The organism is Arthrobacter sp. C152 (assembly GCF_054890965.1).
On record NZ_JBTZSU010000021.1, the window covers coordinates 27866 to 53835 of the forward strand.

A 25970-nucleotide genomic window follows, 5' to 3' on the forward strand; every position below is an offset into this window, starting at 1 on the left:
TACGCCTTTTATTTTGTTCCGGACAGGTTCTGGCCCCCATCGTCTAGCGGCCTAGGACACCGCCCTTTCACGGCGGCGGCACGGGTTCGAATCCCGTTGGGGGTACGCAAGGAACTGGTCAAACAGGCTGAAAAAGTCTGGTAGGCTGGAAGCCTTGAAAAAAGCGGTAGAGATACTGCGGAAGCAAGAAACGCAAGGCCCTGTAGCGCAGTTGGTTAGCGCGCCGCCCTGTCACGGCGGAGGTCGCGGGTTCAAGTCCCGTCAGGGTCGCTCTGATTGCCGGAAGCAATTCCGGCTCTCAAGGTGACTAGTCACCTAGGCTCTGTAGCTCAGTTGGTAGAGCGTTCGACTGAAAATCGAAAGGTCACCGGATCGACGCCGGTCGGAGCCACCACTGGGAAGCATCAGTTCTTCGGAACTGGTGCTTTTCTTCGTTTAACTCCGATTCTTCCGCCGCGTGGCTGCTCCGTGACGGCGGCGTTGTCGGGCGCCGCCGTCACGCCCGCGCCCTCAGCAGCCACGCCGGCAGGCCTGTCCGGACCTCCCCGTCATGGCCTCCCATCCTGTGGCGGAGGCAACAATTCATCGCCTGCTGATAAAAATTCCGGCAGCGCCCCGAAACATTTGACTCATGCCAAACCGTTGTGGCACGCGCGCGTGTTGGGTTGCGTAAGCGCTTGCGCAATGGAGTCCGGCTCGGTTTTCGACCCCTTGAAACATGGTTTGAAATGTCCCCCGGCGCCCGCCTAGCGTGGAGCGCGGCCCGGGATGGCATGTCCTTCCCGGAAGTCCCGGGGTCCTACCCAGACCCCGTTTCCCTCGATACACAACGGCGTCCTCGATGACGCCTGCGGTGTTGTCGGGCCGCCGGAGTGGCAGAGGACCAAGGGCATCCGCCCGTCTTCCCCGAACAGTTACCACTCCGCGAGAAGAGCAACAATGCACAAGCACCCCCAAACCTCCCGGTTGCTGCGGTGGCGTCCTGCCGCCGCAGCACTGGCGGCGGCCGTAGCGGCCTCGGCCTTCCTGGCCGTCCCCTCCGCCCAGGCCAACGAACCGTCGGATCCTCCGGCCAGCCAGGAACTGCCGGCCCCCACCCCCGGCTTCGCCCTCCCCACGGAACACACGCAGCAGGCGTTCGATCCGGCGTCGGACTTCACCTCCAAGTGGACCCGCGCCGACGCCAAGCAGATCATGGCGCAGAGCGACCCCACTGTCGCACCGGGCCAGAACTCCATGAGCCCGGACGTTTCCATGCCGGAAATCCCCCAGGATTTCCCGGCCATGAATGACGACGTCTGGGTCTGGGACACCTGGTCCCTGACCGACGAGAACGCCAACCAGATCAGCTACAAGGGCTGGGACGTCATCTTCTCCCTGGTGGCAGACCGGCACGCCGGCTACGGCTTCGACCAGCGCCACTGGAACGCCCGGATCGGCTACTTCTTCCGCAAGACCAACGCCGATCCGGCCAAGGACAAGTGGAACTACGGCGGACACCTGTTCCTGGACAACACCTCCATCGGCAACACCGAGTGGTCCGGCTCCACCCGCCTGATGCAGGGCAACCACGTCAACGTCTTCTACACCGCCACCACGTTCTACGACGTGGCAGAGCGCAACGCGGGCGGCGGCGGCATCGCACCGGACGCTGCGATCGCCAAGGCGCTCGGCAACATCCACGCCGACCAGAACGGTGTGACCTTCGACGGCTTCGAGCACACCAAGCTGCTGGAGCCGGACGGCAAGATGTACCAGACCAAGGCGCAGAACCCGGGCTTCGCGTTCCGCGACCCGTACACGTTCGCCGATCCCGCGCACCCGGGCAAGACCTTCATGGTCTTCGAAGGCAACACCGCCGGCAACCGCGGCGACTACCAGTGCAAGGGTGAAGACCTGGGCTACCAGGCTGGGGACCCGCAGGCCGAGAACGTCAATGATGTCCAGAACAGCGGAGCGAACTACCAGACCGCGAACGTGGGTCTGGCCGTGGCCGACAACAAGGACCTCACCAAGTGGTCCTTCCTGCCGCCAATCCTTTCCGCCAACTGCGTCAATGACCAGACTGAGCGTCCGCAGATCTTCATCCAGAACGAAAACGGCAAGAACAAGTACTACCTGTACACGATCAGCCACCAGTTCACCTACGCCGCCGGCATGCGCGGCCCCGACGGTGTCTACGGCTTCGTCGGCGACGGTGTCCGCTCCGACTTCCAGCCCGTCAACAACAGCGGCCTGGCCCTCGGTTCCCCCACGGACCTGAACCTCCCGGCGAACAACCCGAGCGGGACCATCTCGGGCCAGCAGAACGGACGCCAGTTCCAGGCCTACTCGCACTACGTGCAGCCCGGCGGCCTCGTTCAGTCGTTCATCGACAACGTCAACGGCGTGCGCGGTGGATCGCTGTCCCCGACCGTGAAGATCAACTTCAGGAACGGCGTGACCCAGGTTGACCGCGGCTTTGGCCAGAACGGCCTCGGCCCCTTCGGCTACCTGCCCACCAACGTCAGGGTCGGCGGCGAAGGCCTCTACAAGTAGGCCGCTGCTGACTGCTGCACCACACCGCTCAGGCGGGGATGTCCTTGGGGGCTTCCCCGCCTGAGTCCTTTTAACCGTCAGGTGCTCTTCGCCGTGCCACGCCCGCTGGGTTTCCAGTACATCTGTCGCGGGCTAGGGATAGGGTGGAAGCAACAGAAGGGGGAGTGCCTGATGGAATACCAGAACCCACAACCCGATGCCGTGGTGCCGCGCCATCCTGCCGGAAATCCGTTGGCTGGCCCGGGCCGCACCGTCATCGCCGAGACCGCAGTGGCGAAGGTGGCAGGAATAGCCGCCCGGGCCGTTCCCGGCGTTTATTCCCTGGGCTCGGGCCCGTCCCGTGCGTTGGGGGCCATCCGCGACGCCGTTGGAAGCTCAGACCATGCCGCGGGCGTCCGCGCCGAAGTCGGCGAAACCCAGGTGGCCGTGGACATCAGCCTGGTGGCAAGCTACGGCACACCCCTGCACTCCCTTGCGAATGAGGTCCGCGCCGCCGTCTACCGCGCGGTCGAGGAGCTGGTCGGGTTGCAGGTTATCGAGGTGAACGTCGAAATCACCGATGTCTACGTGCCGCCGGCCGTCAAAACCGCCTCCTCGGGGGCCCCCGAAAGGGAGGCGCTGCTGTGAACCTCACTGTGGCGGGCACGGCCCTCGGGGCCTTCGTCGCCTTCATGTCCCTGCAGTTCGGGCTCTGGGGCTTCCTTGTTTCGCTGCTCTTCATGGCCATCGGCGCCCTCCTGGGCCGCGCCGCGGAAGGGAAGCTGGACCTGCGCGGCGTCTTCGACGCCATAACTGGCCGGCGCTCGTCCTCATGAGCGCGCCCGCGCCGGCTGTCCGCGGGCAGGCGTTCAACGGCCACAACCGGATCAGCACCCAGGCTCTGACCAGCCTTGCCAAGGTGGCCGCGGCGCAGGCGCTTGGCGTGGAGCCACAGGACGTGCGGGCGGACTGGGCGGACGACGACGGCCTGCTGGCTTTGTCCCTCGTCACGCCGATCAGCATTCCGCCGCTGCAGTCCGTAGAACGTGATGCCTCGAAGGTCGCCGCTGCCGGCGGCTCCATCTGGGACCGGACCGTGGCCGCCAAGGCGCGCATCCTGGCAACTGTTTCGGAACTGAGCGGTTCCCGGTTGAGCAGGGTGGACATCCGCATCAGCGGGGCCAGGATCAGCCAGGGAGGCCGGGTGCAATGAGCAGCAGCGTCGACAACCGTCCGCCGGACACCCGCCGCCGGAAAGACCCGGCGCCGGACATGCGCCGGATCCTGTACCGCGAAACCCACTCGTCCCGGGCAGCGGTGGCAACGGCTGCCGCCATCCTGGTCATCGTGTTCGCCGCCTACGGGGTGCTGGAAGCCGGGGTCCACGCCGTCGGACAGCCCGCCTGGCTGATCGAGCCGCAGGTCGCGGCGCAGCGCATCATTGATCTTCCGGCCGGGATGCCGGCGTTGCTCCTGGCCGCGATCGGGGCAGTGCTGGCCATGCTGGGACTGATCTTTCTCCTCAACGGCATCCTGCCCGGAAGGCGGGCCCGCCACCGGCTGCTCGGCGCACAGGGGGAGGGCCTGCCGGTCGTCGTCGTGGATGACGAAGTCGTTGCTTCGTCCCTGGCGCGCCGCGCGAGGCTGGCCGCCAACGTGACCCCGGAACAGGTCATGGTGGTGGTTTCCCAACGGCAGGTGCTCGTGAATGTGCGCCCCACATCCGGGGTGCCGGTGAACCAGGACGTGGTGCTGGCTGCCGTCCGCGACGAACTGGACCAGATGCTGCTCGATCCCGATCCGGAAGTCCGCGTCAACGTAACCCCCTCGGGGGTGATCGGCGCATGAACAGCACACCTGCCCTGCTCAACCGGATACTCCTCGCAGCCCTGGGCGTGATCCTGCTGGCTGTGGGCGTCCTGTTGCTGCTGCTGGCAACCGTGCCTGCCGTGGGGCCCTGGTGGCACCACTGGGCAGCGGGCAGCTGGGAGGGAATCAACCAGGCCTTCAATTCCACGCGGTTCCCCGGCCGGAGTGAAAGCTGGCTGTGGATCATCGTTGCGTTGGCGCTGCTCGTACTGATGGGGCTGGTGGTGGCGTGGATCGCCCAGCAGGGCAAGGGCCGCTCGAACCTGCTGGCAGCTGAATTCGACCCAGGTGAAGTTCCCGGCGATGTGCGGATCGGCGGGGGCGTCGCGGAACAGGCCCTCAAGCAGGCACTCGAGGGCCGGCCGGATCTCGCCGGTGCTGCCGTCACCACGTATGACGTCAAAGGCTCGCCTGCCTTGAAGGTGCGGCTGATGCCGCGGCAGGGAGTGGCGCCGCACCTGCTCGCCGCCGAGGTTTCCGGGCTTGTTGCGGCCTTGGAATCCGTGGTGGGCAAGGAGACACCCGTCCTGATCCATATCGGAGCGGGTGCGCGGACACGCTTCAGCAGGGCTGAGCGCGTCCGCTGACCCGGTTACCGCCGCTGCAGGTAGACGGTGCAGTCCACGGGTACCTCCTGCATGCTGTCCCAGTCTTCTGCCGGTTCGGGACCGCTTGAGAGCACCACGGAATATCCCCCGGGCACGGGCGCCGATGCGAATCCCATGTTGGCGACCACCAGGATGTCCCCGTTCCGGAACGCCAGCAGGCCGCTGTCCGGCGCGTGCTCGTCGGTCCATTCCACCATCCCCAGCCCCAGGCGCTGCGACGACCGGAACCTGAGGGCGGCCCGGTACAGCTCCAGTGTTGAGCCTTCCTCGCCGTCCTGCTGGTCGGCGGCCAAGGGGCCGAAACTGTCCGGCTGCGGAAGCCAGGGCTGCGCCGCGGGACCGCCGTGCGTGACGGAGAAGCCGAACCCGGGCTGGTCCTCGACCCACGGCAGCGGAACCCGGCATCCGTCCCGTCCGGTTTCCGCGCCCTTGGTGCGGAAGAAGGTGGGGTCCTGCCGTGCCTCGGCGGGGAGCGTGGTGTGCTCCGGAAGCCCCAGTTCCTCGCCCTGGTAGACGTAGGCGGAGCCGGGGAGTGCCAGCGAGACGAGTGTGGCGGCGCGGGCCCGCGCAAGGCCCAGGGCGGCGTCGGGCTGTTCGTCGTTTGCCGCGATGCCTTTCGGGAAGGTGGTGGGGTCCTTGAGCCCGAACCGGGAGGCGTGCCGGACGGTGTCGTGGTTGCTCAACACCCAGGTGCAGGGAGCGCCCACCGACGCCGCCGCTGCCAGGGACGCCTCAATGGCCTCCGCCATGCGTTCGGCGTCCCAGCCGGCGAGCAGGAAATCGAAATTGAAGGCCTGCTGCATCTCATCCGGCCGGACATACCGTGCCAGCCGTTCCGCCGGCTCCACCCAGGCTTCAGCCACCATCATCCGGTGGCCGCCGTATTCGTCCAGGACCCGGCGCCAGTCCCGGTAGATCTCGTGCACGCCGTCCTGGTCGAAGAACGGTGAGGGCGGGTACATCGGAGACACGGCGCGGTGCGGTTCCTCGGAATCCGTGTGGGCGCCGGGGGCATCGCCTGGCTGATGGCCGTCCGCCGGTGGCTTGGACGTGCCTTCCACCATGGCGGCAACCCCGTCCCAGTCGGGGAGCCCGGCTTCCTTCACCATGCCGTGGGCAACGTCCACCCGGAACCCGTCGGCTCCCCGGTCCAGCCAAAAACGCAGCACCGACCGCATCTCTTCCTGTACCTCGGCGTTTTCCCAGTTCAGGTCCGGCTGCTTGGTGTCGAAAAGGTGGAGGTACCACTGGCCGGGGGAGCCGTCCGCCTCAGTCACCCGGCTCCACGCCGGGCCGCCAAACACCGATTTCCAGTTGTTGGGCGGCCGCTTGCCATCCCCCGAGCCGGGCACCTCATCCCTGCCGTCCCGGAACATGTACCGGTCCCGTTCGGGGCTTCCCGGCCCCGCCGCGAGGGCCGCCTGGAACCAGGCGTGCTCGTCCGACGTGTGGTTGGGAACCAGGTCCACGATGACTTTCAGGCCGCGGCGGTGAGCGTCCTGCAACATGGCGTCGAAGTCGTCCAACGAGCCAAAGAGGGGATCCACCTGGCGGTAGTCCGCTACGTCGTACCCGCCGTCGGCCTGCGGAGACTTGTAAAAGGGAGACAGCCAGATGGCGTCGACGCCCAGTTGCTCAAGGTAGGGGAGCCGGTCCATGACGCCGCGCAGATCCCCCATCCCGTCGCCGTTCCCGTCCGCGAAGGACCGGGGGTAGATCTGGTAGACGACGGCGTCTGCCCACCACTCAGCGGAAGGCCCGGACGGGGCGGGAACGGACGGGTTGGACATTTGGTTCCCCTCAGATAACTTTTTGATGTAAACGCTTGCATCGGCGGTAGCAACCTTACTAGTGTGATGGTCACCACATCAACCTCACCTAGCAAGCGCACTGTCGACTTACTTGTCACTCAGCGAGGAGCTTCAAGCTAATGAAAACCCGTAGATTCCTGCTTCCGGCTGCCACTGCCGGCATTCTGGCCCTGACATTGTCCGCCTGTGGCGGCGGAGGTGGAGGGGGCACCACGGGTGGCGGTGGAGGCAGCGATGCTGACGCCAACCTCGACGGCCGCGGCCCCATCACCTACGTCCAGGGCAAGGACAACAGCAACGTCGTCCGGCCCCTCGTGGATAAGTGGAATGCTGCCCACCCCAACGAGAAGGTCACCTTCAAGGAACAAACCGACCAGGCCGACCAGCAGCACGACGACCTCGTCCAGCATTTCCAGGCCAAGCAGCCCGACTACGACGTCGTCGATGTGGACGTAGTCTGGACCGCCGAATTCGCCGCCAAGGGCTGGCTGCAGCCGCTCAAGGACAAGATGGCGATCGACACCAGCGCCATGCTCAAGCCGACGGTGGACAGCGCAACCTACAAAGGCACCCTCTACGCGGCACCGCAAACCTCCGACGGTGGAATCCTCTACTACCGCAAGGACCTCGTGCCCACCCCGCCCAAGACCTGGGACGAGATGATGGGCATGTGCTCCATCGCCAAGGCCAATAACATCGGATGCTACGCAGGCCAGTTCAGCAAGTACGAGGGCCTCACCGTGAACGCTTCGGAAGCCATCAACTCCGCCGGCGGTTCGGTCCTGAACAAGGACGGCAAGCCCGACCTGAACACCGCGGAAGCCAAGGCCGGCCTCGGGAACCTGGCCAAGGCCTACGCTGACGGCAACATCCCCAAGGAAGCCATTACCTACAAGGAAGAGGACAGCCGCCAGGCCTTCCAGAGCGGCAAGCTCCTGTTCCTGCGCAACTGGCCTTACGCCTTCAACCTGATCACGACTGAAGGCTCCTCCGCAGTGAAGGACAAGACCGGCCTCGCGGCCCTGCCCGGCAAGAGCGGTCCCGGTGCCTCCTCGCTGGGCGGCCACAACCTCGCCACAAGCGTGTACTCCAAGAACAAGGCCACCGCTCTTGACTTCATGAAGTTCATGACCTCGGCCGAAACCGAGAAGTTCTACGCGACGCAGGGTTCCCTGGCCCCGGTGCTTGGTTCGCTCTATGAGGACCAGGAACTCGTTGCCAAGCTGCCCTACCTGCCGGTCCTGAAGACGTCCATCGAGAACGCCGTTCCGCGTCCCGTAACGCCTTTCTACCCGGCTGTCACCAAGGCAATCCAAGAGAACGCCTACTCCGCTATCAAGGGAGAGAAGACAGTGGAAACAGCACTTTCCGACATGCAGAAGTCCATCGAATCCGCCGGTGCGGGATCGTAGTTCTGCCATGGCAACCGAACTAGGCCCGACGCCGGTCAAGGCACCGGCGTCGGGCGGCACCCCCGTCCATCACGGCCCCAAGGGCGTAGGGGAGGACAACAGGATCGCCAGCCAGGGACGCTGGGCGTCCTGGCTGCTCGCCCCCACCATCGTCGCCCTGGGCATCGTGATCGTTTACCCGATCATCAGTGCCGTCGTCATGTCCTTCCAGAAGGACGCCGGCCTGGATCCCGCCACCGGCCTCTTTACCGCAGGCGGCTCCGCCGGCATCCAGAACTACGTGAACTGGCTCGCGCAGCAGTGTTCGGCACCGGCCGGCGGAACCGTTGCCTGCCCGCCCGGTACGCTGGGCGGCCAGTTCTGGTCCGCCACCGCCACCACGTTCTTCTTCACCGTCGTGACGGTGGCCCTGGAAACGGTCCTGGGCTTCTGGATGGCCATGATCATGGCCCGTGAATTCCGCGGCCGCAGCATGGTCCGGGCAGCAGTCCTGGTGCCGTGGGCCATCCCCACGGCAGTCACGGCCAAGCTCTGGTTCTTCATCTTCGCTTTCGAGGGCATCGCCAACAAGCTCTTCAACACCACCATCCTGTGGACCGGCAGCGAGTGGCCGGCCAAGTGGGCTGTGATCATCGCCGACGTCTGGAAGACCACGCCCTTCATGGCGCTGCTCATCCTCGCCGGCCTGCAGATGATCCCGGCAGAGGTCTATGAAGCAGCAAAGGTGGACGGCGCCTCCGCATGGCAGCGGTTCCGGATGATCACCCTGCCGCTGGTCAAGCCGGCGCTGATGGTGGCAGTCCTGTTCCGCACCCTGGATGCGCTGCGCATGTTCGACCTCCCCTACATCCTCACCGGCGGTGCGAACAACACCACAACGCTGTCCATCCTGGTCATCAACCAGATCCGGCAAGGCTTCAACTCTGCAGCCGCGTTGTCCACCATTACCTTCATCATCATCTTCCTCGTCGCTTTCATCTTCGTCCGCTTCCTCGGGGCAAACGTGGTTGAGCAGAGCGGCGCCACAGGAAAGGCGAAGAAATGACCGCGGCAACAGCTGACGCCACAGCGCTTCGCGCCCGCCAGGACAAGGGCCGCAAGGCTGCGCAGAACCGCGAGAAATGGGCGCAGGGCAGGACCTACATCAGCGCCGTCGTCATCCTGATCTGGTGCCTGGCGCCGGCCTACTGGATGGTGGTAACCGCGTTCCGGGAGGTCGGATTCACCTACGACACCTCGATCCTTCCCACGCACGTCACGATGGACAACTTCATCACCGCGTTCGACACCTCGTTTGGCAACAGATTTGGTGCCGCACTGCTGAACAGCGTGTTCATCGGCGGCGTGGTGACGGTCGTGTCACTGCTGATCGGTGTGTTCGCAGCCTACGCCCTGGCCCGCTTGAACTTCCGGTTCAAGTACCTGGTGCTCGGCTTCATCCTGGGGGCCTCGATGTTCCCCGGCGTCGCCCTGATCACCCCGCTGTTCCAGCTGTTCACCAACATCGGCTGGATGGGCACCTACCAGGCGCTGATCATTCCGAACATCTCGTTCGTGCTCCCGCTGACCGTGTACACCATGACCTCCTTCTTCCGTGAAATGCCATGGGAACTGGAGGAATCGGCACGCGTGGATGGCTGCACGCAGGGCCAGGCATTCCGGAAGGTGATCATGCCGCTGGCAGCGCCGGCGATCTTCACCACCGCGATCCTGGCATTCATTTCCTCGTGGAATGAGTTCCTGATCGCCAGCCAGCTCTCCAGCGACGCGACGCAGCCGGTAACGGTGGCCATCGCGAACTTCGCCGGGGCGCAGCCCAACCAGATTCCCTACACCGCCATCATGGCTGCCGGCACCATCGTCACCATCCCCCTGGTGATCCTGGTGCTGGTGTTCCAGCGCAAGATTGTCGCCGGCCTCACGGCAGGTGCAGTCAAGTGACGGACAACGGTTCCCGCCCCCAGCGAACGAAGGGGGCGGGAAACCGGAGCCGGCTGGTCCGGTCTGGCGAGGATTTTGACATCATCATCGGGTTTCTTGGCTTCTGGGCCGTTGTGCTCCTGGTGGTAACCGTCTGGATGGAAGTGACGGCCCAGCCGGCGCTCGGCTGGGCGCTGGGACTGCTGGCCACCCTGCTGGCCCTGTACGGCATGGTGCGGCTGCGGCGAAAGCTCCCCGCCCGCAACAGTTAGTACTGCCCGGCCGCGGAATGAAAAGATACAAAGCTCGGGGATAAGCGGGGCATCTGGCCCTGCGCGGCAAGGGAGCGGATGAGGGGACACGGTGGCACGGACAACAGAAAGGTCCCAGCGGGGCGGCCATAACGGCGTCAGCATCGAGGATGTGGCGGCGGCCGCCGGCGTATCAACCGCTACTGTGTCACGGGCTGTTCGTGGACTGCCAAGGGTTTCTCCGGCCACCCGGGAGAAGATCCTGGAAGTGGCCGGAAACCTGGGCTACGTTGCCTCTTCATCGGCATCGGGCCTGGCCACCGGCCGTACCAGGACAGTAGGCGTGCTTGCGCCGTACGTTGACAGGTGGTTCTTCTTCAAGGCCATCGAGGGCGTGGACCGCGAACTCCACAAGCGGGGCTACAACCTGTCCCTCTTCAACCTCGGCGGCCAGCGTGGGGCCCGGGAGCGGCTCTTCAGCAAGACCATGGTCTACAAGCAGATCGATGCGCTCCTGGTGCTGTGCATGTCCCTCACGTACGAAGAGATTGAAGACCTCCAGCGCATCGATATCCCGCTGATCATCGTGGGCGGACCGGTCGAGGACTGCCCCAGCATCGGTATTGACGACTACGCGGCCGCGGCCGAGGCCACCTCCCACTTGATCGGGCTTGGACACCGCAAAGTTGCCCTCCTGCACGGCCAGGACGACTCCGACCTGAACTTCACGGTCCCGCGGCTGCGCGTGGAAGGGTTCGAGGAAACCATGGCCAAGGCCGGCGCGACGATGCCGCCGGAATGGGACATTTTCGGAAACTTCACGGTCGGCAGCGGGCAGGAAGGCTTCGATACGCTCTGGTCAAAGCCCGGCCCCAAACCGACCGCTATCCTGTGCGCGTCCGATGAGATGGCGATCGGGGCAATGCTCCAGGCACGGCGCCGGGGTGTCCGCGTACCCGAAGAGCTCTCCATCATTGGCATCGACAACCACGAATTCTCCGAAGCCATGGGGCTGACCACAGTGGCCCAGGATCCCGTGGAACAGGGACAGCAGGGCACTCGCATGCTCCTCGACGAACTCGCCGGTTCCCATGGCGCCGTGCAAACGATGGTGGCACCGCACCATCTGATTGTGCGGGAATCGACGGCGCCACCGGCGCACTGACAGTACCCGCAGCTGGCTCCCGCCGTCAGGCCTCCCGGTTCAGGACGCCTGTGTTCAGGATGCGCGGGCCAGCTGCCGGATGGGGATCCAGCGCGACGCAAGCCTCCGGTAGGCCGCGGCCGCACCGGTCATGTCGCCTTCGGCCAGGCATTCGATGCCCAGCCTGATATCCATGGGCGACTCGTCCGGGTACACCTTGTCAGCCACGGCGCCGTAGTCCAGTTCCACCATCGACTCCACGTGGAAGAGCTCCAGCCACTCCGTCAGCTGCGCCAGGTCATCGAGCATGTCCAGGTCCGGGGCGGCCAGGGCCAGGTTGGCCACCGCATACCGGGCCCGCTCCAGCGCTTCGGTGATGGGCGCCCAGATCCGCACCGTGAGGATCCGCCCGGCGGACTCCACCACGTCCTTGTGGTCCGATTCCATGAACAGCGAAAACCAGCTGAACGGGATTCCCCATGTGGATGCCCGCGTGTGGACCCGGATGGAACCGTCCCTGGCCTTAACCAGGTCGATCCGTTCCTGGTGCCGGTCCCGCTGCTCCTCGGGGATGAGCAGTTCGGCCAGCGGGCCGTGGATGCCTTCCATCAGGGCATTGGCGGCCAGTCCGGCGCGCAGGACCAGCTGGCTGGGACAGTAGAGCAGCACCTGCCCGGCCTCGCCGTCGTCGGCCGTTCCGCTTTCCGGCGCCGGGGCAGTGGTGACGCGCACCAGGTCGGTGCGGCCGGTGGGGAACGGGTCGCCGCCGGAGCGGGTGATCCGTCCCAGCGAGGCCAGCAGTTCGGCGTTTTCGACGGCGGCACGCGAGGCCGCGCGGGCCCCCGCTGCCTGGATCGCGGAACGCTGCTCCTCCGGGAAGGCTTCCAGGGGTTCGTAGACGCGCAGCGTGGAGGAAAATGGCAGGCCTGCCTGGCCCCGGTAGAGGCTGCCCGTCATGACGGTCTCCTTGAATGGGTCCAGGACGCTGCCATCAGTCCGCCAGGTCCACCAGCACGGGGGCGTGGTCCGAGGCGCCCTTGCCCTTGCGTTCCTCGCGGTCGATCGACGCGCCCGTGACCCGGGCAGCCAGGGCGGGGGAGGCAAGGACGAAGTCGATGCGCATGCCTTCCTTCTTGGGGAAGCGCAACTGGGTGTAGTCCCAGTAGGTGTAGACGCCAGGGCCCGGGGTGTAGGGGCGGACCACGTCCGTGAACCCGGCGGACTCGAAGGCATGGAACGCCGCCCGCTCCGGCGGACTGACGTGGGTGTAGCGGTTATTGACGAACAGGTCGATGTCCCAGACGTCCTCATCGAAGGGCGCGATGTTCCAGTCGCCCATCAGTGCAACCTGCGCCGCGGGGTTTTCCGCCACGAGTCCCTGCGCGTGCGTTTTGAGGCTTTCCAGCCACTTGAGCTTGTATGGCATGTGCTCGTCATCGAGGGACCGTCCGTTCGGGACATACAGGCTCCAGATCCGGACGCCTGCGCACGTGGCGGCCATCGCGCGGGCCTCCTGCACGGGGTCCTTCCCTGCCTTGCCGAACGAGGGCTGGTCCAGGAACGTCCGCTCCACGTCCTCGAGGCCAACCCGGGAGGCGATGGCCACGCCGTTCCACTGGTTCACACCGAAATGCGCAACCTCATAGCCCATCCGCTCAAAGAGCTCCCACGGGAAGTTCTCGTCCTTGCACTTGGTCTCCTGGATGGCCAGCACGTCACAGTCGCTGCGCTGGAGCCAGGCCTCAACACGGTCGGCGCGGGCGCGGAGCGAATTCACATTCCAGGTAGCTATCTTCACGGTTCCTAACTTACCTTGGCTCCCGCTCACCGGGTAAAGCCGCAGGGGACCGTGCAGGGGGTGGGACAGCCGGGACGGGATGGGGGACTTCGGTGGGAAGGACGGGTATATTCGCACACACAGAATGACCCTGGACCACCCACCCGGGCATGCGAAGGAGCACCAGCCATGCGCGAACTCTCCCACTACGTCGGCGGACACCACGTGCAGGGCCGGTCCGGCCGTTTCTCCGATGTCTTCGACCCCTGCACCGGCCGGGTCCAGGCGCGGGTGCCGCTCGCTGGAGACGATGAGGTGGGGGAAGCTGTTGCCGCGGCCGCGAAGGCCCAGCCGGAATGGGCGGCCATGAACCCCCAGCGCCGCGCCAGGGTCCTGCTGCGGTTCGTGGACCTGGTCAACCGGAATATGGATGAACTCGCCCGGCTGCTGTCCTCCGAACACGGCAAGACGCTGGCGGACTCCAGGGGAGACATCCAGCGCGGCCTGGAAGTGGTGGAATTTTGCGCGGCGGCCCCGCACCTGCTCAAGGGCGAGTTCTCCAGTGACGCCGGTCCCGGCATCGACATCCACTCGCTGCGCCAGCCGCTGGGCGTGGTAGCGGGCATCACGCCCTTCAACTTCCCCGCCATGATTCCGCTGTGGAAGTCCGGGCCGGCGCTGGCTGCCGGCAACGCCTTCATCCTCAAGCCCTCCGAATGGGACCCGTCCGTGCCGCTGCGGCTGGCCGAGTTGTACAGCGAGGCCGGCGTCCCGGACGGCGTGTTCAACGTGGTCAACGGGGACAAGGCAGCCGTGGACGCCCTGCTGGCGGACCCGGCGGTCAGGGCAGTCGGCTTCGTCGGCTCCACCCCCATCGCCGAATACATTTACGCGACGGCGGCTGCCGCAGGAAAGCGGGCACAATGCTTCGGCGGGGCCAAGAACCACATGGTGGTCATGCCCGACGCCGACCTCGACCAGGCCGCGGACGCCCTCATCGGCTCCGGGTACGGGTCCGCGGGGGAGCGCTGCATGGCGGTCTCCGTGGCCGTGCCCGTGGGCCGGGAAACGGCCGACCGGCTGGTCGCCGGGCTCCAGGAAAGGATCAAGGCGCTGAAGGTCGGGCCCGGAACCGACCCGGACGTGGACTTCGGCCCCGTGGTTTCCGCGGCGGCCAGGCAGCGGATCGAGGGGTACATCAAGGCCGGCGAAGAGGCGGGAGCCACCCTCGTTGCGGACGGCCGCGGCCTCACCGTAGACGCCCACCCCGGCGGGTTCTGGCTCGGGCCCACCCTCTTCGACCACGTCACCACGGACATGGCCATCTACCGCGACGAAATTTTCGGGCCCGTCCTGGTGGTGGTCCGGGCTGAGGACTACGAACAAGCCCTCCGGCTCTGCAGCGAGAACCCCTTCGGCAACGGCGTGGCGGTCTTCACCCGGGACGGCGACGCCGCCAGGGACTTTGCCACCCGGGTGGACGTTGGCATGGTGGGTATCAACGTCCCCATTCCAGTGCCGCTGGCCTACTACACCTTCGGCGGCTGGAAGGCCTCCGGCTTCGGGGACCTGAACCAGCACGGCGCCGATGCTTTCCGTTTCTACACCAAGACCAAGACGGTCACCACCCGGTGGCCCTCGGGAATACGCCACGGAGCAAGCTTCGTGATGCCGGAAGGAAGCTGATGACCGCAGGCCCTGGCAACCCACCGGACAACGCGGATGTGCTCTTTGAGCGCCGCGGCCGCCTCGGCGTCTGCACCCTCAACCGGCCCAGGGCGGTCAACGCCCTCACCGCCGGGATGGTCGGCATGCTCCTGCAGCAGCTCACCGAGTGGGCAACGGACGACGACGTCTCCACCGTCCTGGTCCAGGGCGCCGGAGAGCGGGGCCTCTGCGCGGGCGGCGACATCGTGGCCATCTACGAGGACATGCTGCGGGGCGGGAGCGCGACAGCCGGTTTCTGGCAGACGGAGTACCGGGTCAATGCCCTGATTGCCCGGTATCCCAAGCCCTACGTGGCCCTGATGGACGGCCTGGTCCTGGGCGGCGGCGTAGGGATATCCGCCCACGGGAGCATCCGCGTCGTCACCGAGCGGACCCGGACGGGGATGCCGGAAACCACCATCGGGTTCGCGCCCGACGTCGGCGGTACTTTCCTGCTCGCCCGCGCGCCCGGGGAAACCGGAACACACGCTGCCCTCACCGGGGCGCACCTGGATGCCGCGGACGCGCTGTTCCTGGGCCTTGCCGACCACTACGTCCCCTCCCAAGCGCTGCCGCGCCTTGTGGACGCGCTGGTGGAGCAAAGCGCGGAAGACGCCGTCGTGCACTACACGCAGCAGGCACCCGGCTCCGCCCTCGAGGCGCAGCGGGAGTGGATTAACGCCTGTTACGCGCCGGACGACGCCGAAGGCATTGTCCGCCGCCTCCGGGCCTGGGACGGCCCAGGCAGCCGCGAGGCAGCCGCGGCCGCGGACACCATCGAGTCCAAGTCACCCACGTCGGTGAAGGTGACCCTCGCGTCGCTGCGCCGTGCGAAAAACCTGACCCTGGATGGGGCACTCGCCCAGGAGTACCGCGCGGGACTGCATTTCCTGGCGGGACCGGACTTCAGGGAGGGTATCCGGGCGCAGGTAGTGGACAAGGACAGGAAACCGCGGTGGAAGCCGGCAACGCTGGGCGAGGTCACCCCGGCCCAGGTGGACCGGTTCTTCCAGCCGCTGGAGGGCCCGGAACCGGACCTGCAGCCAACCCTGGAACTGGTGGAGAAGGAGACGGGCCATGCCTGACATGCACACAGTAGCTTTCCTGGGCCTCGGGCACATGGGTGCACCGATGGCCGCAAACCTGGTCCGGGCCGGTTACCAGGTTGCCGGTTTCGACGTGGTGCCCGCAGCGGTGGACGCCGCCCGGGAGCGGGGAGTGCACGCCGCCGGCAACGCGGCCGAGGCGGCGGCGGGTGCCGGCGTCGTCCTGACCATGTTCCAGACCGGCCAGCAGGTGCTCGATGCCTACCGCGGCACGGATGGGCAGCGGGGGCTGCTGCAGGCGGCCGCTCCGGGAACCATGTTCCTGGACTGCTCCACCATCAACGTCGATGAAGCCCGGGAAGCGGCAGGCCTTGCCGTGCAGGCCGGCCACCGGTCGGTGGATGCTCCTGTTTCCGGCGGCGTGGTGGGTGCCGAGGCCGGGACCCTGACGTTCATGGTGGGCGGTGACGCCGCTGACTTCGAGGAAGTCCGGCCGCTCCTGGAAGCCATGGGCAAACGGGTGGTCCACTGCGGCGCGCACGGCGCCGGCCAGGCCGCCAAGGTCTGCAACAACCTCATCCTGGGCGTCTCCATGATCGCGGTCAGCGAAGCGTTTGTGCTCGGCGAAAAGCTGGGCCTGAGCCACCAGGCCCTGTTCGATGTGGCGTCCGCCGCCTCCGGCCAATGCTGGGCCCTGACCACCAACTGCCCCGTCCCCGGCCCGGTCCCCGGCAGCCCCGCCAACCGGGACTACCAGCCCGGGTTCGCCGGAGCCCTCATGGCCAAGGACCTCAACCTCGCCGTCAACGCGCTGCGCAGTACCAGCGTGGCCGGCCGGATGGGCCCGCTGGCGGCCGAAATCTACGATAGGTTTGCCGCGGAAGGCGGCTCCGGCCTGGACTTTTCCGCCATCATCACGGACATCCGGAACAAGTCGGAGCAACAGGCCGCAGCGGCAGGGGACACCTCCAGCGATGGCCCCGCAGCCAAACGCCCCGCCACCACCGCACACGACGACGGGAGTCCTGAATGACCGAGTACGCCAACATCCTGGTGGAGCAACGGGACAGGGTGGGGCTGGTGACGCTGAACCGGCCCTCCGCGCTGAACGCGCTGAACAAAGCCACCATGGAAGAAGTGGTGTCCGCCGTGTCCGCCATGGACGCCGATCCCGGAGTGGGAGCCGTTGTCATCACCGGATCGGGGAAGGCGTTCGCCGCGGGGGCGGACATCAAGGAGATGGCGGACCAGGGCTACATGGACATGTATGCCGCGGACTGGTTCCGCGGCTGGGAGGATTTCACCCGCCTGCGGATACCCACGGTTGCCGCGGTGGCCGGGTTCGCCCTGGGCGGCGGCTGCGAACTGGCGATGATGTGCGATCTCATCATCGCCGGCGACAACGCCAAATTCGGGCAGCCTGAAATCAACCTTGGCGTGCTCCCGGGCATGGGCGGATCCCAGCGGCTCACCAGGGCAGTGGGTAAGGCGAAAGCCATGGACCTGATCCTGACCGGCAGGTTCATCGGCGCGGAGGAGGCCGAACGCTGCGGCCTGGTATCGCGGGTGGTTCCTGCCGAGGATACGGTTGACGAGGCACTCAAGGCCGCCGCGGTCATCGCCGGCAAGTCCAAGCCTGTGGCGATGGCGGCCAAGGAGGCCGTGAACGCCGCCTTTGAAACCGGGCTGGCCCAGGGAGTGCTGTTCGAACGCAGGCTGTTCCATTCGTTGTTCGCCACCGAGGACCAGAAGGAAGGCATGACGGCTTTCACGCAGAAGCGGGAGCCGGACTTCAAGCACCGTTAGGGGACGCGCGTATGTGGACGGCAATGACCGGTGCGGCGAACCCCACTGAAGGCCTGACCGGGATCGTGGGAGTGGCGGCGAGGGTGATCGACACCCTGGGCGAGTGGGGCGTGGGGGCCTTCACGCTGGCGGAAACCGTGGTGCCCCCGGTCCCGAGCGAGGTGATCCTGCCCCTTGCCGGCTACCTGGCCAAACAGGGGTCGCTGAACCTGCTCCTTGTGTTCGCCACCAGTACCCTCGGCGCCTACCTGGGCGCCCTGTTCCTGTATTGGCTGGGCGCCAAACTCGGCCTTGAGCGCTCGACCCGGGGACTGTCGAAGCTACCCCTGGTGGACCGGGAGGACTTCGAGAACGCCGCCGCGTGGTTCCGCCGCCACGGCAGATCCTCCATTTTCTTCGGCCGGCTCCTGCCCGGGGTGCGGAGCCTCATCTCGCTCCCTGCAGGGGCTGCGTCGATGCCGCTTGGCACCTTCAGCGTGTTCACCATGGCCGGCAGCGGGCTGTGGAACGCGGCGCTCATCGGGCTGGGATACCTCCTCGGCACCCAGTACCGGCTGATCGAGGAATACTCCCGGTTCCTCAACTACGCGGTGTACGCGGCCCTTGCCGTCGCGCTGGGCCTGCTGGTGGTCCGGCGGGCCAGGCGCGTCAAGGCGCGGCGCTGAGGACGCGGGGCCTGCCTTGACCCGCCAGGAACCTGCCGGAAGCCCGCCGTTCAGTGACGCCGACCTGATGCATGTGACGGACCTCCTGGCCGGCCCGGAACGGGAACGCTACCTCCGGACCCGGCAATTCCTGCAATCCTCCGTCCGGGACCAGTCAACCGGGTACTGGAACCGTGAGGAGTTTCCGTTCGACCTGGTGGCCGGGCTGGGACGGCAGGGGCTGGGGGCGCTGCAGCTGGACGGCAGTTCAACCCTGTTCAAGGGCCTGATGTACGTGGAGCTGGCCCGCGCGGACGTTTCCCTGTCCGCGCTGGCGGGGATCCATAACGAATTGATCGTGGGCATGATCAGCCAGCTGGGATCCGACGGGCAGAAGCGCCGCTGGCTGCCGGGGCTGCGGGATTTCAGCGCGTTGGGAGCTTTTGCGCTGACGGAGCCGGACCATGGATCGGATATCTCCCGTGCGCTCGGGACCACCGCCACCCGGGACGGCGGGCAGTGGGTCCTCAACGGTGCCAACGCTGGATTGGCGCCGGAACCATTGCCGATTTCGCCCTCGTGTGGGCGCGGGACACAGCGGACGGCGACATCAAGGGCTTTCTCGTGGAAACGGACCGCCCCGGGTACACGGCAACCAAGATTTCCAACAAGATCGGCCTGCGGATCATGCAGAACGCCGATATCACCCTGGCGGATGTGCGCATCCCCGCGGAGAACCTGCTGCCCGGGGCAGACCGTTTCGCAGCCGCACAAAGCCTGCTCCGCGACTCCCGCGCCTGGGTGGGTTGGCAGGCGGCGGGCATCCAGTTGGCCGCGTTCGATGTGGCCCGGGGCTACTCGCTGGCCCGGAGCCAGTTCGGCCGGAAGCTTGCCGGGTTCCAGCTGGTCCAGCAGCAGCTCGCCGACATGCTGGGCAACGCCTCGGCATCCCTGGCCCTGATGGTCGAACTGGCGCGCATCCAGGAGGCGGGAAAACTGGAAATGGCGCAGGCGGCCATGGCCAAGGCAACCACCACGCGCCTGGCCCGCTCGACGGTGGCTATGGGCCGTTCCCTGCTGGGCGGCAACGGCATCAGCACCGACTATGGCATGGCCAAGCTGTTTGGCGACGCCGAGATCCTTTACACCTATGAAGGCAGCTACGAGATCAACTCGCTGCTGGTGGGCCGCGCCGTCACCGGCGTTCCGGCGTTCACCGAGTCCGGCTAAAGGTGCCTGTCCGCGAAGCTGCGCAGGGCGTCCCGCACGAAGCCCGCGTTGGCTTCCCCGCCGTAGTTGGCGGCAAACCGGGGATCGGCCACATACATGTCCGCCAGGCCCCTGACATATCCCTTGATGTCGCCGCCGGGATCGGCGGCAGGAGCCCCGGGGATGGAACGCAGCCAGTCGACGTGCCTCCTGGCCAGGTCCTGCGCCGCAGGGCCGTCTGCGGGTGCTCCGGCGCCGGCGGCGGCGATCCAGTCCCTGCCCAGCTGTTCGGCCCGTGACTTCCATTCCTTCCGCGCGGCGTCGTCCATGCCGCGCCACCACGCGTCGCCCTGTGCGTAGGCGTCCTTGCCCCACCGTTCCTCAACCTCATCCTTGTACTGGGTGTGGTCGAAGCCGGCAAACATGTCCTCTGCCATGAGTTGGCCTCCTGCCTTTACCGTTTCGATTGTGTGGCGGACGGACTGCATCTGGACCGTCAGCCGGTGTTGTTCCTGTTCGAGCCACCGCAGGTGGCGGGTCAGAGCGGTGACTGGATCCGTTTGCCGCCCGAACACGTCGGCGATGGCGGGCAGCCCCAGGCCCAGCTCCCGAAGGAGGAGGATGCGCTGCAGCTGCAGGAGGGCGGCGGCGTCGTAATAGCGGTAGCCGTTGCTGCCCACCCGCGTTGGCTTCAGCAGCCCGATGTCGTCGTAGTGCCGCAGGGTGCGGCTGGTGGTGCCGGCAATCCGGGCCACGTCCTGGATGGACCAGCTCCTCCCGCCGGGGATTTCTTCCATGCCACGAGCGTACGGGTTGACGCTGCGTCAAGGTCAAGGGTGTCCGCTTACTTGGCTGGACCGTTTGGCGGTGTCCGGTGCCGGGCCTGGGCCACAAGCCGCGTGAAGGCGAAGACAAAGACGGATTCGAACATCAGCATCAGGCCCACGAGCAGCCACTGCTGCCGGGCGATGAACACGATGTATCCGGTCAGGGCCAGGATGGTGCCCAGGGCCAGGGCGTAGACGGCAAAGCCGACGGCGACCCGCGCGCTGCGGACGCCGGTGCGGAACCCGAAGCCGTGGGGTTCACCGCCCGGCTGCCCCGGAACGCGGTCCGGTGCGGCCGGACCGAGCGCGTCGAACTCCACCCACGGATCCTTGTCCTGGTCCTGTCCGGTCATGAGTCAATTATCCCAAACCCGCGGTGCCGCGGAAAAACCGTGCCGCAAAAAACAGCGGCCCCGCCAACTCTCGTTGGCGGGGCCGCTGGATGGGGTCCCGGCGTGTGCCGGAGGCCTCCGAAGACTTAGAGCGGGCGGATGTTCTCTGCCTGCGGACCCTTCGGTCCCTGGGTCACATCGAATTCGACCTTCTGGTTCTCGTCCAATGAGCGGTAGCCGCTGGTGGCGATTGCCGAGTAGTGGGCGAAAACGTCAGCGGACCCGTCATCGGGGGCAATGAAGCCAAAACCCTTTTCGGCGTTGAACCATTTAACTGTGCCTGTTGCCATGGCTGCATTCCTTCATGTGACTCTGATTCTCTCCCCAGGGATCATCCCGGAGTGCGCGGGAGTTCGTCCCCCACTGTCCCCAAAGTACGGGGCGCGGGGCCGCTGTGCAAGGGTAAGCGCCATAAACCGCTGTTACCGCATGCCTTCCCGGCGGATGGCGGTCGCAATCGCGGCCGCCCGGGTGTCCACACCCAGCTTGGCGTAGATGTGCGCCAGGTGGGTTTTGACGGTGGCCTCGGAGATGAAGAGCCGCTTGCCGAGCTCGCGGTTGCTGAGTCCTTCGGTGAGCAGGCTGAGCAGCTCCGCTTCCCGCGGTGTCAGGATGGCGTCCGGGTTCCTCAGCTGCTGGAAGAGCCTGGATGCAACCGGCGGGCTCATGACGCTTTTGCCCTGGACAGCGCCCCGGACCGCCGCGAAGATCTCCTCCGGGGCGGCGTCCTTCAGCAGGTAGCCCATCGCCCCGGCATCCACCGCGCGGACGATGTCGGCGTCGGAATCGTAGGTGGTGAACACCAGGACCGCCTGGCCGCCGTCGTCTTCGCGCAACCGCCGGATTGTCCCGATCCCGTCCAGTCCCGGGCCCATGGCGAGGTCCATGACCACCACGGCGGGCCTGTGCTGCCGTACCAGTTCCAGCGCCTCCTCGCCGGAGGACGCCTCGGCGACCACCTCAATATCCGGCTGGGTGCCCAGCAGGGCGCGCAATCCGCTCCGCACCACCAGGTGGTCATCAGCCAACAGCACGGTGATGGGGTTCATGCGGCATCCTCCAGGGGAAGCTGCGCTGCCACGATCGTTCCTTCCCCGGGCGCGCTCTCCACCGAAAACAGTCCGCCCAGCTGCTCCACCCGCTGCCGCATGGCCCGCAGGCCGTACCCTCCGGCGTCCGACGGCGGTGCTGCCGCCGCCGGGTCAAAGCCCGCGCCGTCGTCGTAAACATCCAAGGTGACGGCGTCCGGAAGGAATCCCAGCGTCACGGTGGCCACTGACGCGCCGGCATGCAACCGGATATTGGCTGCCGCGCTCTGCACCACGCGGAGCAGGGCGTGCCGGACTTCCGGCGACACGGGCCGCGGCTCGCCGGTGACCAGGAGCGTTGCGTCGGGCATGTACTGCCGCGCGGCAAGCAGCACAGCCTCGGGCAGCGGTGAGGTCTCCAGCCCGGGGGAGGCCAGTTCGTGGACCAGGCTGCGGGTCTCCGACAGGCTGGCGCGCAGCAGGCCGGTGGCTTGCCGGATGTCGTCATGTGCCGCCCCGGCGGGCCATGCCCGTTCCGCGGCTTCAAGCAGGAGCAGGCTGCTGGCGAGGCCCTGGGTCACGGTGTCGTGGATTTCCCGGGAGACCCGCTCACGCTCCGCGATGGTGCCGGCCCTGCGTTCACTGGCCGCCAACTGCCCCTGCGCGCTGGTGACCTCCGCGTGCAGGCGGCGCTGTTCTTCGGCGTCGCGCTGGATGCGGTCGTAGATGAGGGTCAGCATGGTCCCCACGGCCAGCGGTCCCAGGAGCATCGCCACATCCGTGCCGCCGCCGAGCCGGAACAGCCCGGCGGCGGTAGCAAGCGTGATGGCCCCCGCCAGGACGTAGGCGGCTGTTCCGCGCAGGGCGCTGCGGCACAGGAAGAACAGGGCGAAGGAACACCAGGCGAAGCTTGGCGCCGCCACCACCAGCACCGACCAGACCACCACCAGGACCACCACCCACGGCGCCCCGGCCCGGTCCTGTGCGGACAAGAGGGCCACGACGGCGTAGAGCAGGGAGGCGGCAGCGGCCAGGGCCAGGACCACGAGGTTGTCGGCGGGGCTGTGGCGCATGACGTAACGGACCGCCGAGGCCACCAGGAGCAGGGCGAAGCCGGCATGGACGGCCAGGCCGATGCTGCCCAACGGCCCGGTGCGGGTGAACAAATGCATGCGCAAGCGGCGGCCGCTGGCGGCAGGGGTTGCGGCGGGGCCGGGGTCTGGACGGGTTTCTGCGGCGGGCATGGGAATCCGGATCTGCTGGGGAGCGCTGCCTTTCATGCTAGGGCTCCCGTGCCGTTCCGGGCCTCAGCCTTTTGGCTGATACCGCCGGCCTGTTGGCGGAGCTGGGATCCGACCGACGCCCGATGGCAGGCGCCGCCCGTCCCGGAAGGATGGAAACAACAGTCCCGACCAAACGTAAGGAACAACCATGAAGAAGTCCCACAAGGTATTCGCCGCCGCAGCAGCCGGAGCCCTCCTGGTCACCGCCGGTGCCACCGCCGCCGCCAACGCCGGAACCGCCACCGACGGCGGCGCGCAGGTTCCCGCCGTCGTCCCCGCCGTGGATGTGCAACCGGCCCCGGAAACGGTGGTGCAGCAGAGCCGCATCGCCGTGGGGGCATCGGCCCAGGCCGTCACTGCCGCGCTCGCCAAATGCCAGGCGGACAAGCTGCCGTTCGTCACCGTGGCCCTTGTGGACAGGTTCGGCACTGTCCAGGCGCTGCTGCGCGGAGACAACGCCGCCGAGCACACCATCGAAGCAGCCAAGCAGAAGGCGTACACGGCGGCAGCCTTCGGCGCGCCCACCAGCGAGTTGGCCAAACGGGTTACCGGAAACGGACCCTCCATCGCGGACCTCCCCGGCACCCTGTTCCTGGCCGGCGGCGTCCCGCTGAAGGTCAACGGCGTTTCGGTGGCAGGCATCGGCGTCGGCGGAGCTCCCGACGGCGCCCTGGACGAAGCCTGCGCCACCGCCGGTGCCGAGGCCATCGCGGGCGCTACTAAGTAGGGCAGGAGGTGGTCCGGCCCGCTGGAATTCCCCACCTTTGGCGAATAATGACGGCGGCGCGCCGCACTTTTGGTGCGACGCGCCGCCGTCGTGGTCTGAACGTGGGGAAACTCAGCGGCGCTAAACAGCTTCGAGGATGCTGACGTAGTTGGCGATGCCCACGCCGCCCATGTTCTGGACGGCGGCGCGGCGGGGGCTGGCCAGCTGCATGGCGCCGGCGGTCCCGGTGAGCTGCATGGCGGCGAGGACGTGCTGCGAGACGCCGGTGGCGCCCACGGGGTGGCCCTTGGATTTGAGGCCGCCGGAGACGTTGACCGGCAGTTTCCCGTCTTTGTACACCCAGCCTTCCGTGAGGGCGCGGGCGCCCTGGCCGGGTTCGGTCAGGCCCATGGCCTCGTACATGATGAGTTCGGCGATGGTGAAGCAGTCGTGCACTTCGGCGAGGTCAAGGTCGTCGAGTCCGACGCCAGCCATCGCCAGGGCGCGCCGCCACGACACGCGTGTGGCTTCGAAGGCGGTGGGGTCGCGGCGGTCGGCCGGGAAGAAGTCGTTGGCGTGGCCGAACCCGGCGAGCCGGACCGGGGCGTTGGTGCCTCCCGTGGGGGAGGTGGAGAGCACGACGGCGGCGGCCCCGTCCGAGACAGGGGAGCAGTCGGTGCGGCGCAGGGGATCGGCGACCATCGGGTTCTTGTCCGACACGGTCCGGCAGAATTCCTCGCCGAGGTCCTTCCGGAGCTGGGCGTACGGGTTGTCCACGCCGTTGCGGTGGTTCTTCGCCGCGATGCTGCCCAGGACGTCGCCCAGGCGGCCGGCGGGGTCGTAGCGCTTGGCGTAGTGCTTGGCGACTTCGGCGAAAAGCCCGGTGAAGCCGGTGGTGGAGGGCTTGCCGGCCATGTCGTAGTCCGCCCCCAGGAGCCCGGCGCCCACCACGTCCGCGCCGGCGTGGGTCATCTTCTCCGCACCGATCACCAGGACGGTCTTCGCTGTGCCCGCGAGCAGGGACTTGGTGCCCTGCTGGAACGCGGCCGACCCGGAAGCGCAGGCGTTCTCCACCCGGGTGGACGGGACGTTGGCCAGGTCCGGGGAGACCTGCAGCGCCAGCGAGGACGGGAACGCCAGCGGCATCATGCCGGAGTTGAACTGGCCCACATAGACCTCGTCGACCTGGCCGGGCTCGATGCCTGCGGTGCTGATGGCGTCCGTGGCGACCTGCACGATCAGCGATTCCAGGGTGTCGTCGGTGAGTTTGCCGAACCGGCTGTGTCCCCAGCCGGTGATCAGGACATCCTTGCCGAACTGGTCCTTCAGGCTCATGCTGCCACTTCCTCATTCTCGAGCCGGACTTCGAAGCCGGCTTCGGTCTTTTCGCGGATCTCCTCTTCGGTGACCCCGGGTGCCAGGCGGGTCAGCGTGAGCTGCCGCCCGCCGTCGTCGTCCTTCACCAGGTCGAACACGGCGAGGTCGCTGATGATCCTGTCCACGCAGGCCAGCCCGGTCAAAGGCAGGGTGCATTCGCGCACGATCTTGGCTGTGCCGTCCTTGGCGTTGTGCTCGGTCAGGACCACCACCCGCGGGGTGCCGGCCACCAGGTCCATGGCCCCGCCCATGCCCTTGACCATCTTGCCCGGGATGGTCCAGTTGGCCAGGTCGCCGTTGCCCGAAACCTGCATGGCACCGAGGATGGCAACCTTCACGTGGCCGCCCCGGATCATCCCGAAGGACGTGGCGGAATCGAAGATGCTGCCGCCGGGAAGCACCGTGACCGTCTGCTTCCCGGCATTGATCAGGTCGGCGTCCTCCTCGCCCTCGTACGGGAAGGGGCCCATGCCCAGCAGCCCGTTCTCGCTCTGCAGGACCACCCGCACGCCCTCGGGCAGGTTGTTGGCCACCAGCGTGGGAATCCCGATGCCCAGGTTCACGTAATCGCCGTCGTTCAATTCCTCGGCCGCAATCGCAGCCATTTCATCCCTGGTCCATCCCATGGGGTTTCTC

Annotated in this window: 27 protein-coding genes, 3 tRNA genes and 1 pseudogene; 21 read left to right on the forward strand and 10 right to left on the reverse strand. The window is 67.0% G+C overall.

Annotated features, from left to right (window positions below; translation table 11 throughout):
* Positions 1 to 32: 32 nt before the first annotated feature.
* The 9 genes from ACYSM9_RS14430 (at position 33) to ACYSM9_RS14470 (ending at position 4973) form a co-directional block, all read left to right on the forward strand.
* A tRNA-Glu gene (locus ACYSM9_RS14430) sits at positions 33 to 105 on the forward strand.
* A gap of 91 nt (positions 106 to 196) precedes the next feature.
* Positions 197 to 270: transfer RNA gene (locus ACYSM9_RS14435), tRNA-Asp, on the forward strand.
* Between the two features lie 48 nt (positions 271 to 318).
* A tRNA-Phe gene (locus ACYSM9_RS14440) sits at positions 319 to 394 on the forward strand.
* A gap of 545 nt (positions 395 to 939) precedes the next feature.
* Positions 940 to 2538, forward strand: coding sequence for a glycoside hydrolase family 68 protein (locus ACYSM9_RS14445; protein WP_461857640.1), 1599 nt, complete (start codon positions 940 to 942; stop codon positions 2536 to 2538).
* A gap of 171 nt (positions 2539 to 2709) precedes the next feature.
* Positions 2710 to 3165 (forward strand): Asp23/Gls24 family envelope stress response protein, encoded by a 456-nt coding sequence (locus ACYSM9_RS14450; protein ID WP_461857641.1) that lies wholly within the window; start codon positions 2710 to 2712, stop codon positions 3163 to 3165.
* On the forward strand, positions 3162 to 3353 hold the full coding sequence (locus ACYSM9_RS14455) for a hypothetical protein (RefSeq protein WP_221385384.1): 192 nt from the start codon (positions 3162 to 3164) through the stop codon (positions 3351 to 3353). The genes ACYSM9_RS14450 and ACYSM9_RS14455 overlap by 4 nt, the downstream gene beginning before the upstream one ends.
* On the forward strand, positions 3350 to 3730 hold the full coding sequence (locus ACYSM9_RS14460; protein WP_461857642.1) for a hypothetical protein: 381 nt from the start codon (positions 3350 to 3352) through the stop codon (positions 3728 to 3730). Before ACYSM9_RS14455 ends, ACYSM9_RS14460 begins: the two co-directional genes overlap by 4 nt.
* Entirely contained in the window at positions 3727 to 4365 is a 639-nt protein-coding gene (locus tag ACYSM9_RS14465; RefSeq protein WP_461857643.1) for a hypothetical protein, read from the forward strand. Before ACYSM9_RS14460 ends, ACYSM9_RS14465 begins: the two co-directional genes overlap by 4 nt.
* The gene (locus tag ACYSM9_RS14470; protein ID WP_461857644.1) at positions 4362 to 4973 is read left to right on the forward strand and encodes a hypothetical protein; all 612 of its coding nucleotides are present in this window, start codon (positions 4362 to 4364) and stop codon (positions 4971 to 4973) included. Before ACYSM9_RS14465 ends, ACYSM9_RS14470 begins: the two co-directional genes overlap by 4 nt.
* A 5-nt stretch (positions 4974 to 4978) precedes the next feature.
* Here ACYSM9_RS14470 and ACYSM9_RS14475 read toward each other — a convergent pair whose 3' ends face one another.
* Positions 4979 to 6784, reverse strand: a complete 1806-nt coding sequence (locus tag ACYSM9_RS14475) for a glycoside hydrolase family 13 protein (RefSeq protein WP_461857645.1) — start codon at positions 6782 to 6784, stop codon at positions 4979 to 4981.
* 140 nt (positions 6785 to 6924) lie between these two features.
* Between ACYSM9_RS14475 and ACYSM9_RS14480 the strand changes: the two genes are divergently transcribed.
* From ACYSM9_RS14480 to ACYSM9_RS14500, 5 genes are all read left to right on the forward strand, one after another.
* Positions 6925 to 8217 (forward strand): ABC transporter substrate-binding protein, encoded by a 1293-nt coding sequence (locus ACYSM9_RS14480; protein ID WP_461857646.1) that lies wholly within the window; start codon positions 6925 to 6927, stop codon positions 8215 to 8217.
* Between the two features lie 7 nt (positions 8218 to 8224).
* Positions 8225 to 9262 carry a carbohydrate ABC transporter permease gene (locus tag ACYSM9_RS14485; RefSeq protein ID WP_461857647.1) on the forward strand — a complete coding sequence of 346 codons (1038 nt, stop codon included), beginning with the start codon at positions 8225 to 8227 and terminating at the stop codon, positions 9260 to 9262.
* Positions 9259 to 10158 (forward strand): carbohydrate ABC transporter permease, encoded by a 900-nt coding sequence (locus ACYSM9_RS14490; protein WP_461857648.1) that lies wholly within the window; start codon positions 9259 to 9261, stop codon positions 10156 to 10158. The genes ACYSM9_RS14485 and ACYSM9_RS14490 overlap by 4 nt, the downstream gene beginning before the upstream one ends.
* Complete coding sequence (locus ACYSM9_RS14495; RefSeq protein WP_461857649.1) at positions 10155 to 10409, forward strand: hypothetical protein; 255 nt, start codon at positions 10155 to 10157, stop codon at positions 10407 to 10409. Before ACYSM9_RS14490 ends, ACYSM9_RS14495 begins: the two co-directional genes overlap by 4 nt.
* A gap of 91 nt (positions 10410 to 10500) precedes the next feature.
* Positions 10501 to 11553 carry a LacI family DNA-binding transcriptional regulator gene (locus tag ACYSM9_RS14500; RefSeq protein WP_461857650.1) on the forward strand — a complete coding sequence of 351 codons (1053 nt, stop codon included), beginning with the start codon at positions 10501 to 10503 and terminating at the stop codon, positions 11551 to 11553.
* 54 nt (positions 11554 to 11607) lie between these two features.
* On the opposite strand, the gene ACYSM9_RS14505 is transcribed toward ACYSM9_RS14500, so the two are convergent.
* Both ACYSM9_RS14505 and ACYSM9_RS14510 read right to left on the reverse strand, forming a co-directional pair.
* On the reverse strand, positions 11608 to 12489 hold the full coding sequence (locus tag ACYSM9_RS14505) for a hypothetical protein (RefSeq protein WP_461857651.1): 882 nt from the start codon (positions 12487 to 12489) through the stop codon (positions 11608 to 11610).
* Between the two features lie 34 nt (positions 12490 to 12523).
* A complete protein-coding gene (locus tag ACYSM9_RS14510) occupies positions 12524 to 13330 on the reverse strand; it encodes an exodeoxyribonuclease III (RefSeq protein WP_461857652.1) in 807 nt (268 codons plus the stop codon).
* A 168-nt stretch (positions 13331 to 13498) separates the two neighbouring features.
* Here ACYSM9_RS14510 and ACYSM9_RS14515 point away from each other — a divergent pair, with 168 nt between their 5' ends.
* The 6 genes and pseudogenes from ACYSM9_RS14515 (at position 13499) to ACYSM9_RS14540 (ending at position 19742) form a co-directional block, all read left to right on the forward strand.
* Positions 13499 to 14995 carry a CoA-acylating methylmalonate-semialdehyde dehydrogenase gene (locus ACYSM9_RS14515; RefSeq protein ID WP_461857653.1) on the forward strand — a complete coding sequence of 499 codons (1497 nt, stop codon included), beginning with the start codon at positions 13499 to 13501 and terminating at the stop codon, positions 14993 to 14995.
* Entirely contained in the window at positions 14995 to 16101 is a 1107-nt protein-coding gene (locus tag ACYSM9_RS14520; protein ID WP_461857654.1) for an enoyl-CoA hydratase/isomerase family protein, read from the forward strand. Before ACYSM9_RS14515 ends, ACYSM9_RS14520 begins: the two co-directional genes overlap by 1 nt.
* On the forward strand, positions 16094 to 17095 hold the full coding sequence (gene mmsB / locus ACYSM9_RS14525) for a 3-hydroxyisobutyrate dehydrogenase (protein WP_461857655.1): 1002 nt from the start codon (positions 16094 to 16096) through the stop codon (positions 17093 to 17095). The genes ACYSM9_RS14520 and mmsB overlap by 8 nt, the downstream gene beginning before the upstream one ends.
* Positions 17092 to 17868: an enoyl-CoA hydratase gene (locus tag ACYSM9_RS14530; RefSeq protein ID WP_461857656.1), complete on the forward strand. Its 777-nt coding sequence runs from the start codon at positions 17092 to 17094 to the stop codon at positions 17866 to 17868. The genes mmsB and ACYSM9_RS14530 overlap by 4 nt, the downstream gene beginning before the upstream one ends.
* 11 nt (positions 17869 to 17879) lie before the next feature.
* A complete protein-coding gene (locus tag ACYSM9_RS14535) occupies positions 17880 to 18533 on the forward strand; it encodes a DedA family protein (RefSeq protein ID WP_461857657.1) in 654 nt (217 codons plus the stop codon).
* Positions 18534 to 18600: 67 nt separating this feature from the next.
* A pseudogene (locus ACYSM9_RS14540) lies at positions 18601 to 19742 on the forward strand (acyl-CoA dehydrogenase family protein).
* Here ACYSM9_RS14540 and ACYSM9_RS14545 read toward each other — a convergent pair.
* From ACYSM9_RS14545 to ACYSM9_RS14565, 5 genes are all read right to left on the reverse strand, one after another.
* Positions 19739 to 20518, reverse strand: coding sequence for a MerR family transcriptional regulator (locus tag ACYSM9_RS14545; protein ID WP_461857658.1), 780 nt, complete (start codon positions 20516 to 20518; stop codon positions 19739 to 19741). The pseudogene ACYSM9_RS14540 and the gene ACYSM9_RS14545 overlap by 4 nt on opposite strands.
* 47 nt (positions 20519 to 20565) lie before the next feature.
* Positions 20566 to 20901: a hypothetical protein gene (locus tag ACYSM9_RS14550; protein WP_461857659.1), complete on the reverse strand. Its 336-nt coding sequence runs from the start codon at positions 20899 to 20901 to the stop codon at positions 20566 to 20568.
* A 125-nt stretch (positions 20902 to 21026) separates the two neighbouring features.
* Complete coding sequence (locus ACYSM9_RS14555; protein WP_009357211.1) at positions 21027 to 21230, reverse strand: cold-shock protein; 204 nt, start codon at positions 21228 to 21230, stop codon at positions 21027 to 21029.
* A gap of 132 nt (positions 21231 to 21362) precedes the next feature.
* Positions 21363 to 21989 carry a response regulator gene (locus ACYSM9_RS14560; RefSeq protein WP_461857660.1) on the reverse strand — a complete coding sequence of 209 codons (627 nt, stop codon included), beginning with the start codon at positions 21987 to 21989 and terminating at the stop codon, positions 21363 to 21365.
* Positions 21986 to 23212: a sensor histidine kinase gene (locus tag ACYSM9_RS14565; protein WP_461857679.1), complete on the reverse strand. Its 1227-nt coding sequence runs from the start codon at positions 23210 to 23212 to the stop codon at positions 21986 to 21988. Before ACYSM9_RS14565 ends, ACYSM9_RS14560 begins: the two co-directional genes overlap by 4 nt.
* A 187-nt stretch (positions 23213 to 23399) precedes the next feature.
* Here ACYSM9_RS14565 and ACYSM9_RS14570 point away from each other — a divergent pair, with 187 nt between their 5' ends.
* Complete coding sequence (locus tag ACYSM9_RS14570) at positions 23400 to 23978, forward strand: GlcG/HbpS family heme-binding protein (RefSeq protein ID WP_461857661.1); 579 nt, start codon at positions 23400 to 23402, stop codon at positions 23976 to 23978.
* A 120-nt stretch (positions 23979 to 24098) separates the two neighbouring features.
* On the opposite strand, the gene ACYSM9_RS14575 is transcribed toward ACYSM9_RS14570, so the two are convergent.
* Together ACYSM9_RS14575 and ACYSM9_RS14580 are read right to left on the reverse strand one after the other, a co-directional pair.
* Positions 24099 to 25292: an acetyl-CoA acetyltransferase gene (locus ACYSM9_RS14575; protein ID WP_461857662.1), complete on the reverse strand. Its 1194-nt coding sequence runs from the start codon at positions 25290 to 25292 to the stop codon at positions 24099 to 24101.
* Positions 25289 to 25960 (reverse strand): CoA transferase subunit B, encoded by a 672-nt coding sequence (locus tag ACYSM9_RS14580; RefSeq protein WP_461857663.1) that lies wholly within the window; start codon positions 25958 to 25960, stop codon positions 25289 to 25291. The genes ACYSM9_RS14575 and ACYSM9_RS14580 overlap by 4 nt, the downstream gene beginning before the upstream one ends.
* Positions 25961 to 25970 lie beyond the last annotated feature (10 nt).

Bases quoted from the DNA above. Each gene is read 5' to 3' on its own strand.
- ACYSM9_RS14445 (WP_461857640.1), top strand. From the start codon at position 940: ATGCACAAGCACCCCCAAACCTCCCGGTTGCTGCGGTGGCGTCCTGCC.
- ACYSM9_RS14450 (WP_461857641.1), top strand. From the start codon at position 2,710: ATGGAATACCAGAACCCACAACCCGATGCCGTGGTGCCGCGCCATCCT.
- ACYSM9_RS14460 (WP_461857642.1), top strand. From the start codon at position 3,350: ATGAGCGCGCCCGCGCCGGCTGTCCGCGGGCAGGCGTTCAACGGCCAC.
- ACYSM9_RS14465 (WP_461857643.1), top strand. From the start codon at position 3,727: ATGAGCAGCAGCGTCGACAACCGTCCGCCGGACACCCGCCGCCGGAAA.
- ACYSM9_RS14470 (WP_461857644.1), top strand. From the start codon at position 4,362: ATGAACAGCACACCTGCCCTGCTCAACCGGATACTCCTCGCAGCCCTG.
- ACYSM9_RS14475 (WP_461857645.1), bottom strand. From the start codon at position 6,784: ATGTCCAACCCGTCCGTTCCCGCCCCGTCCGGGCCTTCCGCTGAGTGG.
- ACYSM9_RS14480 (WP_461857646.1), top strand. From the start codon at position 6,925: ATGAAAACCCGTAGATTCCTGCTTCCGGCTGCCACTGCCGGCATTCTG.
- ACYSM9_RS14485 (WP_461857647.1), top strand. From the start codon at position 8,225: ATGGCAACCGAACTAGGCCCGACGCCGGTCAAGGCACCGGCGTCGGGC.
- ACYSM9_RS14490 (WP_461857648.1), top strand. From the start codon at position 9,259: ATGACCGCGGCAACAGCTGACGCCACAGCGCTTCGCGCCCGCCAGGAC.
- ACYSM9_RS14505 (WP_461857651.1), bottom strand. From the start codon at position 12,489: ATGACGGGCAGCCTCTACCGGGGCCAGGCAGGCCTGCCATTTTCCTCC.
- ACYSM9_RS14515 (WP_461857653.1), top strand. From the start codon at position 13,499: ATGCGCGAACTCTCCCACTACGTCGGCGGACACCACGTGCAGGGCCGG.
- ACYSM9_RS14520 (WP_461857654.1), top strand. From the start codon at position 14,995: ATGACCGCAGGCCCTGGCAACCCACCGGACAACGCGGATGTGCTCTTT.
- mmsB (WP_461857655.1), top strand. From the start codon at position 16,094: ATGCCTGACATGCACACAGTAGCTTTCCTGGGCCTCGGGCACATGGGT.
- ACYSM9_RS14530 (WP_461857656.1), top strand. From the start codon at position 17,092: ATGACCGAGTACGCCAACATCCTGGTGGAGCAACGGGACAGGGTGGGG.
- ACYSM9_RS14535 (WP_461857657.1), top strand. From the start codon at position 17,880: ATGTGGACGGCAATGACCGGTGCGGCGAACCCCACTGAAGGCCTGACC.
- ACYSM9_RS14545 (WP_461857658.1), bottom strand. From the start codon at position 20,518: ATGGAAGAAATCCCCGGCGGGAGGAGCTGGTCCATCCAGGACGTGGCC.
- ACYSM9_RS14550 (WP_461857659.1), bottom strand. From the start codon at position 20,901: ATGACCGGACAGGACCAGGACAAGGATCCGTGGGTGGAGTTCGACGCG.
- ACYSM9_RS14555 (WP_009357211.1), bottom strand. From the start codon at position 21,230: ATGGCAACAGGCACAGTTAAATGGTTCAACGCCGAAAAGGGTTTTGGC.
- ACYSM9_RS14560 (WP_461857660.1), bottom strand. From the start codon at position 21,989: ATGAACCCCATCACCGTGCTGTTGGCTGATGACCACCTGGTGGTGCGG.
- ACYSM9_RS14565 (WP_461857679.1), bottom strand. From the start codon at position 23,212: ATGCCCGCCGCAGAAACCCGTCCAGACCCCGGCCCCGCCGCAACCCCT.
- ACYSM9_RS14570 (WP_461857661.1), top strand. From the start codon at position 23,400: ATGAAGAAGTCCCACAAGGTATTCGCCGCCGCAGCAGCCGGAGCCCTC.
- ACYSM9_RS14575 (WP_461857662.1), bottom strand. From the start codon at position 25,292: ATGAGCCTGAAGGACCAGTTCGGCAAGGATGTCCTGATCACCGGCTGG.
- ACYSM9_RS14580 (WP_461857663.1), bottom strand. From the start codon at position 25,960: ATGGGATGGACCAGGGATGAAATGGCTGCGATTGCGGCCGAGGAATTG.